Below are 13,726 nucleotides of genomic sequence, written 5' to 3'. Positions count from 1 at the left end.
CTATTGGTATAGAAAGTCTAGTTCTCATAAAAGTGGCACAGAACAGATTACAACTTTGTAGTGTGGTGTCTTTCCACGTTTTGTTAGTCAAGATATGACTACAAAACTCAATAAAATTTCGTAGCCAAGAGAATATAAATGATTTTTAGTGAAGTAATCTCTCACCCAATCAGCCACCGCTGATACGTCTTCGCCGACGGTGCCATCACCATGCAAAGCGTTAGTAGCAAGCACCCAAAAAACACCAGATCAACCGGGCTTTTGGTAACCGTATACGTGACCAGCGGCGGCAGCCCCGCCAAGCCCAGCAGGCTATTACGCAGAAAAACACGGCTCTTATACAGTCGAAAATTCTCGGCTTCTGGCCGGCGCAGGTTCGGTTTTATCTGCGAAGAAACCAGGTAAACGAGTACGCCAACCAGCAGCAATAAGCCCCCCAGCAACAGGAGCGCCGGCCACGTAGCCAACTGCGGATTCACGGCTCCCGATCCGGCGGTGCGGCGGCCAGCGGCCAGCACCAGCGCGGCCATTACCGCCGCCTGTATGGGGTAGTGCAGCCAGTGCAGGCGCCGAATTTGCCGGATAGCTTCTTCGTATGTGGGGTCTGCCATGCGGTAGGCTACGTGGCAATTTTTGGTTAGTGTATCAACTGCTACTACTTGCTAGCTACCGATACGGGTTTATATAAAAGCAGTTGTTTTATGATTATACAAATAATTAATTGTATATTTTATATGTATTAATAGTGGTATACATATATGAAAAAACTACTACTACTACTACTACTACTGCTACTGTTATTAATAACTTCAAGGGCTCTGCTGGCACAGGAGCGCCCACATGAGGTTTATACTGCTTATGGCTTGGGTTCGCCACTGGCTTTTGAGTTCGATAGTGATCTTGGGTGGGGCAGTGGTGGTAGCCCCAGCCTCAAGCCCGATAAATCGGTGCTAGGACCCATCAGTGTAGGATACCGCTACTTCTTTAGTCGGGTTATTGCTGTTAGCGGACAAGCTTCCTACACTAAAGTGACTTGGGACTATCGGGCTACTTCAGCTATGTCGCCAGCTTATCGCAGAGAGACTCAAGGAATGGCGCTGCTCCTGCGGACCGATATATACTATGTGCGCCGCCCAACCGTAAAAGTTTATTCCGGCCTCGGGGCTGGTTGGCGGTGGGAAAAGAATTCACATTCGCAGTATCCACCTAGTCAGGAGCGAGGCCCAACCTTCCATGTGACGGTTATAGGAGCACGGGTTGGTGAACGAGTAGCTGGTTTTGCTGAATTAGGTGTGAGTATAAATGGCTTGTTGCAAGTTGGATTAGTCATCAGGCCTTGAATAGATAATTATTGCCGTTTAGCAGGCTCCGGCAGAAGCTTAAAATAAGTTGCCTTGAAGCGGTTATTTACTACTTCGCCCTGCACCTCCGCCTTGCGGATAGAATTGCAGAAGCCGTCTTTGGCGTGGGCGTCGCCGTGGGCGTCGATGTGTGATCCATCCACGTAATACGATTTGCCATCCATTCGAACCGCCAAATCACATTCCTTGCCCGGCAGCCCCAACTTGCACTGCCCGCACGCGGCATCTACGATCATCACTTCCTTCGCTTTGTCGGGAGTGGCGGCCACATCGGCAACCGCTTTGGTCGTCTGGGCTTGGGCAGTCGAGGCTGCGAAAAAGCTGAAAGCAAGGAGCACAAACAAATATTTCATAGAGCTGCTGGTTATAGAGCGAGAAGCATCGGCGGTGATAAGTTGCTAGGTGTAAGTAACAAAAAAACTGCCTGCTCTACTATGAACAGGCAGTTTTGCATTAGGCAAAATAGACGGCCATGCCCTATGGAAACTTCGGAAACTTGTCGAAGTCGGGTTTGCGCTTCTCGACAAAGGCGTTGCGGCCTTCTTTGGCTTCTTCACTCAGGTAATAGAGCAACGTGGCATTGCCGGCCAGCTCCTGAATACCGGCCTGCCCGTCGAGCTCGGCGTTGAAGCTGGACTTGAGCATCCGTAGTGCCAGGGGGCTTTTTTCGAGAATTTTGCGGCACCAGGCAACGGTCGTTTCTTCGAGCTGCTCCAGCGGCACTACTTTATTTACGAGGCCCATGTCGAGGGCTTCCTGGGCGTCGTACTGGTCGCAGAGAAACCAGATTTCGCGGGCTTTTTTCTGGCCTACTACGCGGGCCAAATAGCTTGCGCCAAAGCCACCGTCGAAGGAGCCTACTTTGGGGCCAGTCTGGCCGAAGCGGGCATTTTCGGCGGCAATGCTCAGGTCGCAGACGACGTGCAGGACGTGGCCGCCGCCGATGGCCCAACCGGCCACCATGGCAATAACGGGCTTGGGAATGGAGCGGATCTGCTTCTGCAAATCGAGCACGTTGAGGCGGGGCACGGTGTCCTCGCCCACGTAGCCGCCGTGGCCGCGCACGCTCTGGTCGCCGCCCGAGCAAAAGGCCTTGCCGCCCTCGCCAGTGATGATAATGACACCAATATCCGTGCGGTTGCGGCAGATATCCATGGCCTCAATCATCTCCTGCACCGTAAGCGGCGTGAAGGCATTGTGCACGTGCGGGCGGTTGATGCTGATTTTGGCGATACCCTCGTGAAAAGTGAAGAGAATCTCGCGGAATTCCTTAATCGGAGTCCAAGTAATAGCCATAGTGCGAATGATTTTTCTGCGAACCTCAGCGAACCCTCTGCGTGCCTCTGCGGGAAATGCCATTGTTAGGTTCCCGCAGAGGCACGCAGAGGGTTCGCTGAGGTTCGCAGTGTTTTAAGAAAAAGATGTTCTGACGGAAGTACGATACTGCTCGAAGAAGGCGGCGTTGGTGGCGCTGTCGGTGGTGATTTCCAGCAGGGCCGCGCCGCCTTCGGGTGCAAAGAAAACCGGTAAAGCCGATTCTAGTTCGGCGAAAGTGTTAGCCGTGAAATAACGCAGATTGAAATCGCGCGCCGTATTCTCAGCCGTAAGGGCTTGGTGGGTTTCAAAAAACTCCTCTAGCTCCGGTTGCTGGCGTGGCCCGTCGATCAGCCGAAAAATGCCCCCCGCGTGATTATTGAACAACACAATACGCAGATTTGGCAATGGGTAATTGTGCCAGAGCGCGTTGCGGTCGTAGAAAAACGCCACGTCGCCGGTGAGCAAAACCACGGGCCGCTCGGGTTGCGCCAGCGCCGCGCCAACCGCAGTGGAGGTGCAGCCATCGATGCCGCTGGTGCCGCGGTTGGCAAAAACCTCCGTAAAGCGGTTGGCCAGGCCCAGAATATTAGCGTAGCGCACAGCCATGCTATTGGCGAGGTGCAGAGCGGTGTTTTTAGGAAGAAGCCGCAGGGTGTGATGAAAGGCCGAAAACTCGTTGAAAGGCTGATTTGTAGCAGTAAAAAAATCAGTTAAGAAGTCATTAGCCCACTGCTCAGCCCGCTGCCAATGCGAGACATAAGAAGCATCGGCCGCACCAGCATCTTCGGATTCTGACGCGTTGGCGTGCGTCGAAATACCTAATGGCACGGGAGCGGAAACAACTCGGGTAGCATCCGCCACTGCTATAAGCCTACTTGCTTCGGCTGCTATCAGCTCGGAGCTAGCAACCGGCTGTTCATCAAGCAGAAGCAACTGCTCGAAAAAGGTGGTCGGTTCCAGCCGAATAATGCGCGTCAGAGATTTAAACGTATCGGCTACCGAACCGGCGGCTTGCACGTGCCAGTGCTGCTGGGGGGCAAATTCGCGCAGGTACAGCTTTAGGGCCTTGGAAATAAGCGACTGACCAAAAGTAATGAGCAGTCCCGGCCGCAGGTCGGTTTTAAGCTCTGAATCCGGCACGGCCAAAAACACGTCCTGATGGCCTATAAGCACGGCGGCCTCAGAATTACCCCCTACCGGCTGATGCAAATTGGCAATCACATCGCCCACCACCGGCACCTGATAGACTGCCGCAAACTCCCGAAGACTTCGCACCAGCTGCTCATCAAAAGTGTGTTGTCCGGCTACCACGAGCACCCGCGAAGTTTGGCGCAGTGCTTGGGCCAAGCTCGCCAGCTCGCTGGGGGGCAAATTTGGCGTGCCCGCTTGCTCACGGATTATTTTCACTTCCTCAAACCGCAACTCCTGGCCAGCTTTCGGGTAAAAAGGCTCCCGCAAGGGAATATTTACCTGCACCGGTCCAGCCGGAAACTGCTGAGCCGTATTGATTGCCTCCGACACGATGCGGGCCGAATGCCACTTGGCATCAGCGTGGCTGGTATCGGCGGGGAAGGTGAACGTGCCTTTGGCGTGCGCGCCGTAGAGGTCGGTTTGGCGAATGGTCTGGCCGTCGAGCTGGTCGATCCACTCCGGGGGACGGTCGGCAGTAAAGATAACGAGCGGAATCTGCTGAAAATAGGCCTCCGCCACGGCCGGCGCGTAGTTCAGGCCCGCCGTGCCGGAGGTGCACACCAGCGCTACCGCCCGCCGTTGGCTTTGCGCCAGTCCCAGCCCAATAAAGGCGGCTGCCCGCTCATCGGGCACCGTGCGCACCCGAATCTCCGGGTGGCGGGCAAAGGCAATAGTCAGGGGCGCACACCGCGAGCCCGGCGACAGCACCACATCCGTAATGCCGTGGCGGGCGCAAATTTCCGCGATGTTATAAACTGCCTGCATGATATTGAGTGAGAATTATTTTGAAAGCTAGACTACGAAAAAAGGCGGTCATGCAGAGGCGGAGCCGAAGCATGACCGCCTTTTGATATGACTACCATTATTGTTGTTTAAGCGGATTCACCCATCTAAAACTGCTCCCGCGGTCTGGAGTTTCAGCTCCGTTTCCTCCCACTCACGTTCTGGGTCAGAATCGATGGTGAGTCCGGTGCCAGCGTACAGAATTGCTTCAGTAGGGCGGAGCTGCATGCAGCGCAGATTGACAAACAAGCGCGCGACGCCCGCCTGCGGCAGATTTACCGGGCCCAGAAACCCGCTGTAATACGCCCGGTCGTAGCCCTCATATTGCTGTAAAAAGTTGAGGGCAGCTTGCCGGGGCATCCCGCCCACCGCCGAAGTTGGGTGCAGCAGGCGGAGCATATCGGTGCCCAACGACGGAAACGGCACCTGCCGCAAATGCACCGCAAAATCGGTACGCAAGTGTAGCAGCTCGCCCGCAACGACGGTGCGGGGGCCAATTTCGTCGTATTCGCGGAGGCGCAACTGCTTAAAGCAGCTCACGATGTAGCGGGCCACCAACGCCTGCTCCTCTATTTCCTTCTGCCGCCAAATAGCTTTTTGGGGCGTCAGGCCGGGCGTGAGCGGCTGCGTACCGGCCAGCGCCATCGTCCGAAAAGTGCCTTCTGGCGTAACCTCCGCCAATACCTCGGGGGTGGCGCCCAGCCAGGTGCCCGCGCCCGGCGCACTCACCAGCGACACAAATGCCTGCGGATACCGGGCTTGCAATTCCTCAAAAGCCAGCAGCGCATCAAAGCCGGGGGGCAAAAGCTGGCGCATGGCTCGCGACGACACTACCTTTTGTACCTCCCCTTGCTCAATAGCCGCCACACCCCGCCGTACCAGCGCGGTGTACTCAGCGAATGAAGCAGTTGCGGGAGCCGGTTGCGGACTCTGGTGCCAACGCAACGAAGTAGTGTCCGGGGTGGCTTCCAGAAACTGCCGCAGCTCGGTCAGGCGGAAGTCAGCTGTGCCGGTTTTATTTACCCAAAACTGGCCAGCATGCTTCGTGTCAAAAAAAACGTTGGCGGGCAGAAATAAGGCCGGATTGTGGTCGGAGTCGCGAAAGGGAAAGAATGCGAAGCCCGCCGGGGCGCTTGCTTCGAGGTTGGGGGGCAAACCCGTCAGCGCTTCTTCCCAAGAGAAGCTTAAGCAAAGCTGTGCGTGGGTCATGCCGGGCAGCCGCCACAATGCTACCGGCAAATCTGCCTGGAGGGCATACGCCACCAGCTGCCGCAGCTGCTCCGTAGGCGCTAGCTGCTCACTGCCGGGGTACGGTACTAGCGTAGGCCGGGAGCGCTGGCTCATGCGGCCTCGCCCGCTCTGGGGGGCAAATCAATGACGGCCATGGTAATGCGGCTGACACAAACCAGGGCCTCCGTTTCTTCGTGCGTGATGCGGATTTCCCACACTTGCGTAGTGCGCCCCACATGCAAGGCCACCGCCCGACCCACCACAAAGCCCGAGCGGACTCCTTTCAGGTGGTTCGCGTTGATTTCTAACCCTACACAAGCTTTTTTGGTTCTATCAACCTGTAAGGCGGCGCCTATGCTACCCAGGGTTTCGGCCAGCGCCACAGAAGCGCCACCGTGCAACAGGCCCATAGGCTGGTGCGTACGGTGATCAACGGGCATGCGGCCAACCAACAGTTTATCACCGATTTCGATCAGTTCCATGCCGAGGTGTTCGCCCATCGTATTGCGGCACCAGGCATTGAGCTGCGCGAGGGTAGGGGCGGGTGGTATCATAGAGGGAAATGAAAAAGCTGGGTCAGCGGCCTGAAAAACCACTACTTTCGGACCCGTCACAACAAAGCTAGGGGTAAAGTGAGCGTCAAAAAAATATACCTCATTCGGCACGGGCAAACCGATTTTAACGTGCAGGGCATTGTGCAGGGCAGCGGCGTCGACTCTTCCCTGAACGCGGCCGGCTACGAACAGGCTAGCCGTTTCTTCGCCGCTTATAAACATCTGGCTTTCGATAAAGTCTACACTTCTACTTTGCAGCGCACCCACCAGTCGGTGCAGAGCTTCCTCGACTTGGGCTTGCCTCACGAAGCGCATCCGGGCCTGAATGAGATTAGCTGGGGCGTGCGCGAGGGCACCCGCATCACGCCTGAAGAAGATGCTGAGTATCAGGGTGTGCTGCACCAGTGGGAGCGGGGCGAAACTCATGCTCGGCTCAGTGGCGGCGAAAGCCCGGATGAGGTAGCGGCTCGCCAGCGGGCCTTTATTGAGCTTATAATCAGCCGCCCAGAGGAAGAAACCATCTTGGTGTGCATGCACGGCCGGGCCATGCGGGTGCTGTTGTGCCAGCTGCTCAACTATAATTTAAGCCACATGGATGCTTTTGAGCACCGCAACCTGTGTCTATACAAGTTGCACTACACGGGCTCCATGTTTTCGGTGCGTAATTTTCTGGATACAGCTCATTTGCAGTAACGCCAAATTCCAGCTTCGCTTTCCTGGGGCCTGAGAATCGTTGGGCGATGTACGCATCAGCTGGGGGTATTTTTGCTGCCCCTGCCAAACGGGAGCTTAGAATTATATACCCGGTTTTGCTCTGGCTAGCTGCCACTTATCAGCGTCCATCACCACCGTAACCAGCAGCGCGTGGGGTAGCGTGACCACGGCCGCCACCACCAAGCCCAGGCTCAACAGCGCCAGACCATCGGGCAGATAAGGCGTCAGATACCAATAGAGTGCCCCCAGCGCCACTAGGCTTACCAGCAACAAGGGCAAGGAGCGAAGGGTAAAAAAGCGGGTTTCGCGCAAAAGCTGCCGCCACCCGGCCGGTGCGCCCTCGTAGCCCATCAGCCGGTTCATGCGCAACACGTGGCGCAGGCTATGCCAGAACACGAAGTACACCCCGCTCGACAACACAGGGGGCAGGGCCGCAAACAGGGCGCCGAGTAAACTCAATTCCAGCAGCTCCGTACGCAGCAGGCCCCACTGCTTTTGGCTAATAAAAATGCCCCCCAGCGCCACGTGCCCAAGGGCAACTACCCAGCCCAGGCAAGTAGCTGCCCAAGTGAAAGCCGGTGCCGTAACCAGCTCAGCGCCCACAAACTCCAGTAAGGCATTCACTATCTGACGGGTTTCGAGGGGCCAGCATAAGGCAGGAATGGCAAAAATTAGCCCCCACGAAGTACGCTGTGCAGTAGCCATTGGCCCCGATCCTGACTGCTGCGGGGCTCGGCGGCGTCGGCGGAGCCCCAGTGCCACACGGTAAGCATAAAAAACAGCGCCACCATTGCGGCCGGAAACAAGCGCCACAAAACAAGGACCACGGCCGCCAGTCCTAAATAACCTGCCAAAAACCGAAGCATATAGCCTATAGATTGGCTTTGGGGGTGGGCGGCGGGCACTACCCAATGGTCGCAGGCACCGTGGGCTATGCCAAACAGCACGAGGCCCAACACCAGCGGCATCCTTAGCACCGTGGGTGCGGCCGTCGGAAACAGGGCTCCCAGCAGAGCCGCGCTGGCCACAATAGCGTAAGAATAGCTGGCGGAGCGGAGCTGCACAGTGATATGTGGTTAGTGTACAGACAGAGGAATGAGGTGAGCGCGCACAGGATCGAATACGTATTTATCTACCTCCATTAACTTAACACCTAGGGTCGTTTTGCTATGGAATAACATATTGACGTACAAGTCAATTAATCAGATTACTAAGGCCGCCTTGCAGCAATATTTTCTGATGATTTGCCGTGCGGCTTAGCTCATCGTTATCAACCCGCAGAACACAGGATAGTTTGCCGCGTTAAGAAGAGCTGCACTTCCAGCTGCGCAAGTACATTTGCCAGCGCGGAATTTCAGGCTAATTTTGACCCTTCACAACCCAAGCCCAAAAAGCAGATGGCCGAAATCATAAAAATGCCCAAAATGAGCGACACGATGACCGAAGGCGTCATTGCGGCTTGGCTCAAAAAGGTAGGCGATAAAGTGAAGTCCGGGGACATCCTGGCCGAAGTGGAAACCGACAAAGCCACAATGGAGCTGGAAAACTATGAGGATGGCACTCTGCTCTACATTGGTCCCAAAGAAAAAGAAGCCGTGCCCGTGGATGGCGTACTGGCGATTGTAGGCAAAGAGGGCGAGGATATTTCGGCTTTGCTGGCCGGAATAGAAAGTGGCAATGGCGCCGCTGCCCCCGCTCCCGAAGCACCCAAAGCCGAAGCTGCTCCTGTCGCGGAGGCACCCAAGGAAGCACCGAAGCCCGCTCCTGCTCCTGCACCTGCTGCCCCGGCCGCCGCGCCGCAAGCCGCCGCGCCCGCTGCTGCTGGCAACGGCAAAAAAGCCACCGTGGTGCGTATGCCCAAAATGAGCGACACGATGACGGAAGGCGTCATTGCTGGCTGGCTCAAGAAAGTAGGCGACAAAGTAAAATCAGGCGATGTGCTGGCTGAAGTGGAAACCGATAAGGCGACCATGGAGCTGGAAAACTACGAGGATGGCACCCTGCTGTATATCGGCCCAAAAGACGGCGAAGCAGTAGCTGTTGATGGCGTACTGGCCATCATCGGGGAAGAAGGCGCTGACATAGAAGCCCTGCTGGGGGGCAAATCTGGTGGCGCTGCGGCCGCGCCAGAAGCTGCTGCACCTGCTGCTGAAACCCCGGCTGCTCCGGCCACCGCTGAAGCTGCCGCACCTGCCTCGGCAACTACTTCAGCTCCGACTGAAGCTGCCGCGCCAAGTGGCGGCCGTGTGCTGGCCTCGCCCCTGGCTAAGCGCATCGCGCAGGAAAAAGGCATCGACATCAGCCAAGTAAAAGGCTCCGGCGACAATGGCCGCATCGTGCAGCGCGACGTGGAAAACTTCCAGCCCGGTGTTGCCCCGGCTGTCCCGGCCGCAAAGCCCGTTGCCGCACCGCTTCCCGAATACCTCGCGCCGGTCGAAGCGCCCCAAGCAGCGCCCACCGCGCAGCCGAGCACTCCGGCTGCCGCGCCCACCAGCGCCCAGCCCGAAGGCACCTACACCGACACCCCCGTTTCGCAGATGCGCCGCGTCATTGCGCGCCGCCTCGCGGAAAGCAAGTTCTCGGCTCCGCATTTCTATCTGACGATGGAAATCACGATGGACCGCGCCATGGAAGTTCGCACCCAGCTCAATGCGCTGTCACCCATCAAGCTGTCGTTCAACGATCTGGTAATTAAGGCTGCCGCCGTGGCGCTGAAGCAGCACCCGACTATCAATTCCTCGTGGCTTGGCGACAAAATTCGCCAAAACCACATGGTAAACATTGGGGTAGCAGTAGCCGTGGATGAAGGCCTGCTGGTGCCCGTAGTGCGCAACGCCGACGGCAAAGGCCTGTCTACCATCGCTACCGAAGTGAAAGAGCTGGCTGGCAAAGCCAAGAGTAAGAAGCTGCAGCCGGCTGAGTGGGAGGGTAGCACCTTCACCATCTCGAACCTGGGCATGTTCGGCATCGAGGAATTTACCGCCATCATCAACCCGCCGGATGCCTGTATTCTGGCCGTGGGGGGCATTAAGCAGACTGCCGTGGTACGCGACGGGCAGCTGGCCGTGGGTAACCTCATGAAAGTGACCCTAAGCTGCGACCACCGCGTGGTAGACGGTGCTTCCGGCGCCGCCTTCCTCCAGACCTTGAAAGCCTTGCTGGAAGACCCCATGCGTATGCTGATTTAATAATCAGATTTGCCCCCCAGCTTCAAAAAGCCAGCCTTCACGGGCTGGTTTTTTTATTTATTCGCTTTATTGTAAAATCAATATGTTTTTGCCCCGCCCATCTAGCCCCAAGCATCCATTCACTTTTCTTTCTAAGTCATGAAACAGCTAGTACCGATTACAATTATGTGCCTGACAAGTGTCATGGCTATGGGTCAGGATCAAACGCTGACGGGCCAGGTTTTGGATGCGGCGGGTCGGCCGGTAGTGGGAGCCACGGTGCTGGAAAAAGGAACCAACAACGGGACCGGTACCGACGGCGGTGGCCGGTTTACGCTGCGCGCGCGCTCCCAGTCGCCCACGCTGGTTATTAGCTCCATTGGGTTTGCCCCCCAGGAAGTAAGTGCAGGCGCAGGGCCCATAAGCGTGCGCTTGGCGGAAGCTACTACCAGCCTGGATGCGGTGCAGGTTGTCGGCTCGCGCAGCCAGAACCGCTCTGTCACCGATTCGCCCTCGCCGGTTGATATAATTGACATCCGGGAAGTAACGGCCAAAACCGGGCAGCTGGACGTGAATCAGCTCCTGCAATTTGTGGCCCCGTCGTTCAACTCCAACCGCCAGACAGGCTCCGACGGTGCCGACCACGTAGACCCCGCCTCGTTGCGCGGCCTCGGCCCCGACCAGACGCTGGTGTTGGTGAACGGAAAGCGGCAGCATCAGTCAGCGCTGGTCAACTTGTTCGGCTCGCGCGGCCGGGGCAATACGGGCACCGATCTGAACGTGATTCCGGCGGCTTCTATCCAGCGAATTGAGATTCTGCGCGATGGCGCGGCCGCCCAGTACGGCTCCGACGCTATTGCCGGCGTGATCAACATTGTACTGAAAAACAGCGTGGATGAGCTGACGGTAAGCGCCAACTACGGTGCCTACGACGCGAAATACCGCTTCGACAATGAGACGTTTGACGGCGGTAACTTCAATGCCAATGTCAACTACGGTATAGGAGTGGGAAGCAAAGGCGGCTTCGTGAATGCCACGCTCGATTATAATAAGCGCGAGCACACGCAGCGCGCCAACGTGCCCTCACCCGATGGCATAGCCCGGCGGCAGTACGGCGACCCGGAAGTGTCGAACGCGGCGGCTTACGTCAACGCCAAATTTCCGCTCAGCGACAAAGCCCATATCTATACGTTTGGGGGCATGAACAAGCGCGGCGGCGACGCCTACGCCTGGACGCGCTTCCCCGATGATGAGCGCAACGTGCCCGCCATCTACCCCAACGGCTTCGACCCAATCATTACCAGCGACATTGTGGACGGCTCGGCCGTGGTTGGCGCGCGGGTGCTGGCCGGCGGGTGGGACCTGGACCTGAGCAACAATTTCGGCTCCAACCGTTTTGAGTACGGTCTGCGCAACACGCTCAACGCGACGCTGGGCGCAAGCTCGCCCACTACTTTTGATGCGGGGGGCTTTCAGCTCCAACAGAACGTCGTGGGTTTGAGCGCCACGCGTAACTACAAAACGGTACTGCAAGGCTTCAACCTGGCGGCCGGGGCCGAATATCGGCGCGAGTGGTATTCGCTCTTTGCCGGCGAAGAAGCCTCTTACCGCAACTATGCCCCCGGCTCCGACATAGCGGGCGGCTCGCAGGGCTTTCCTGGCTATCAGCCCAGCGACGCCATCAAGGCCGACCGCGACAACGTGGGGGCGTATGTAGATGCCGAGCTGAACGTGACCCAGCGCTGGCTGCTGGCCGCCGCCCTGCGCTACGAGAACTACAGCGACTTCGGCAGCACCCTCAACTACAAAGCCGCCACGCGCTACAACCTGACTGAGTTCCTGACCCTGCGCGGCACGTTTAGCACGGGCTTCCGGGCGCCCTCGCTGGCTCAGATCAACTTCAATTCCACGTTTACCAACTTCATTGGCGGCGAGGCCGTGGAAGTGCTGCTGGCCCGCAACAACAGCGCCGTCACCCAGAAGCTGGGCATTCCGAGTCTGAAGCAGGAAACCTCTACCAGCGCCAACGTGGGGCTGACCAGCCGGCTGGGCTCATCACTGAGCCTGACCCTGGACGGCTACTACATCAAAGTAAACGACCGGGTAGTGCTTACCAGCCAGTTTTCCGCCGATGACCCGGTTATCGGGGCCGATTTGCAGGCCTTGAACGTAGGTCAGGCGCAGTTCTTTGCCAATGCTGCTTCTACCTCCTCGCTGGGCCTTGATGCCGTGCTTAGCCATACGCTGACGCTGAGCGGCGGCCGCCTGAACTCCACGCTGGCCGCCAACTTCAACCGCCTGCGCATTGACCGGGTGACGACCTCCGGCCGGCTGGCCGGGCGCGAAGACGAATTCTTTGGCCCCCGCGAGCAGGCTTTTGTGAAGGCCTCGGCACCGCCCTCCAAAATCAACCTCACCTTCGATTACCAGCTGGGCCGCCTTGGGGCGCTGCTGCGCTTTGTGCGCTTCGCGGAGATTGAGCTGATTGATTACGACGATAACACGCAGGTGTACGAGCCGCGCACCACCACCGATCTGTCGCTCAGCTACGCCCTCACCGACCACTTGCAGCTCTCAGTGGGCAGCTCCAACCTGTTTAACGTCTACCCCAACCGCTTCGATCCGCAGCTCACCGAAACCGGTGGTGCCTGGGACCCGGTGCAGATGGGTTCGAACGGCCGGTTTTACTTTGCTAAATTGCAGGCCCGTTTCTAATTCATTTAACAATCAACATTTACCATTTAACAATGGGCTGGTACTAGGCTTATCCTGTGCCAGCCCGACTTTTGTTAGCTGATACTTGCTTGTTAAGTGGTAAATGTTAATTGATACAATGACCAAAATAAGATCAACTACTGTCCTGGGCGTGCGCCACAACGGGCAGATTGCCGTTGGCGCCGATGGGCAGGCCACCATGGATAAGCATGTGGCCAAGAGCAACGTGCGCAAGATCCGTAAGCTGCACGATGGTAAAATAGTAACCGGGTTTGCTGGCTCCACCGCCGACGCCTTTATGCTGCTCGATAAGTTTGAGGAGAAGCTAGGTAGCTACAACGGGCAGCTGCGCCGCGCCGCCATTGAGTTGGCCAAAGAGTGGCGCAAAGACCAGTATCTGCGCAAGCTCGAAGCCATGATGGTGGTAGCCGACAAAGACGAGCTGCTCATCGTGGCCGGCACCGGCGACGTGCTGGAGCCTGACTCCGACGTAGCTGCCATTGGTTCGGGTGCCATGTACGCTCAGGCCGCCGCCTTAGCTTTGAAGAAGCACGCGCCCCATCTCACAGCCCGCCAAATGGTAGAAGATGCCCTGCACATTGCCGCCGATATCTGCATCTATACCAATCATAACCTCATGATTGAGGAACCGGTATAGATTCTTCTGGGGGGGCATTTGATAAGCAAAAAGTCC

Annotated in this window: 10 protein-coding genes and 1 pseudogene; 4 read left to right on the top strand and 7 right to left on the bottom strand. The window is 57.2% G+C overall.

The features are described from left to right. Nucleotides 1-161: 161 nt before the first annotated feature. The 6 genes from MKZ35_RS09915 to MKZ35_RS09890 form a co-directional block, all read right to left on the bottom strand. Nucleotides 162-611: a hypothetical protein gene (locus MKZ35_RS09915; RefSeq protein WP_482513111.1), complete on the bottom strand. Its 450-nt coding sequence runs from the start codon at nt 609-611 to the stop codon at nt 162-164. Nucleotides 612-1,348: 737 nt separating this feature from the next. After that, nucleotides 1,349-1,714, bottom strand: coding sequence for a DUF6370 family protein (locus tag MKZ35_RS09910; RefSeq protein ID WP_482513109.1), 366 nt, complete (start codon nt 1,712-1,714; stop codon nt 1,349-1,351). Between the two features lie 124 nt (nt 1,715-1,838). Continuing rightward, on the bottom strand, nt 1,839-2,657 hold the full coding sequence (gene menB, locus MKZ35_RS09905; RefSeq protein WP_482513108.1) for a 1,4-dihydroxy-2-naphthoyl-CoA synthase: 819 nt from the start codon (nt 2,655-2,657) through the stop codon (nt 1,839-1,841). A 114-nt stretch (nt 2,658-2,771) separates the two neighbouring features. Continuing rightward, nucleotides 2,772-4,634, bottom strand: coding sequence for a 2-succinyl-5-enolpyruvyl-6-hydroxy-3-cyclohexene-1-carboxylic-acid synthase (gene menD / locus MKZ35_RS09900; RefSeq protein WP_482513107.1), 1,863 nt, complete (start codon nt 4,632-4,634; stop codon nt 2,772-2,774). A 117-nt stretch (nt 4,635-4,751) separates the two neighbouring features. Next, nucleotides 4,752-5,996: a chorismate-binding protein gene (locus MKZ35_RS09895; RefSeq protein ID WP_482513105.1), complete on the bottom strand. Its 1,245-nt coding sequence runs from the start codon at nt 5,994-5,996 to the stop codon at nt 4,752-4,754. Next, complete coding sequence (locus tag MKZ35_RS09890; protein ID WP_482513103.1) at nt 5,993-6,436, bottom strand: hotdog fold thioesterase; 444 nt, start codon at nt 6,434-6,436, stop codon at nt 5,993-5,995. The genes MKZ35_RS09895 and MKZ35_RS09890 overlap by 4 nt, the downstream gene beginning before the upstream one ends. Before the next feature lie 78 nt (nt 6,437-6,514). Here MKZ35_RS09890 and MKZ35_RS09885 point away from each other — a divergent pair, with 78 nt between their 5' ends. Continuing rightward, entirely contained in the window at nt 6,515-7,129 is a 615-nt protein-coding gene (locus MKZ35_RS09885; protein WP_482513102.1) for a histidine phosphatase family protein, read from the top strand. A 102-nt stretch (nt 7,130-7,231) separates the two neighbouring features. Here MKZ35_RS09885 and MKZ35_RS09880 read toward each other — a convergent pair. Continuing rightward, nucleotides 7,232-8,118, bottom strand: a pseudogene (locus MKZ35_RS09880) (Brp/Blh family beta-carotene 15,15'-dioxygenase). Nucleotides 8,119-8,547: 429 nt separating this feature from the next. Between MKZ35_RS09880 and MKZ35_RS09875 the strand changes: the two are divergent. From MKZ35_RS09875 to hslV, 3 genes are all read left to right on the top strand, one after another. Then, a complete protein-coding gene (locus MKZ35_RS09875) occupies nt 8,548-10,338 on the top strand; it encodes a pyruvate dehydrogenase complex dihydrolipoamide acetyltransferase (RefSeq protein WP_482513100.1) in 1,791 nt (596 codons plus the stop codon). 138 nt (nt 10,339-10,476) lie between these two features. Further along, complete coding sequence (locus tag MKZ35_RS09870; RefSeq protein ID WP_482513098.1) at nt 10,477-13,032, top strand: TonB-dependent receptor; 2,556 nt, start codon at nt 10,477-10,479, stop codon at nt 13,030-13,032. A gap of 118 nt (nt 13,033-13,150) precedes the next feature. Beyond that, nucleotides 13,151-13,690 carry an ATP-dependent protease subunit HslV gene (gene hslV / locus MKZ35_RS09865; RefSeq protein WP_482513096.1) on the top strand — a complete coding sequence of 180 codons (540 nt, stop codon included), beginning with the start codon at nt 13,151-13,153 and terminating at the stop codon, nt 13,688-13,690. Nucleotides 13,691-13,726: the final 36 nt, after the last annotated feature.

The organism is Hymenobacter sp. R533113 (genome assembly GCF_056835965.1).
This window is presented reverse-complemented; position numbering and strand designations above follow the sequence as displayed.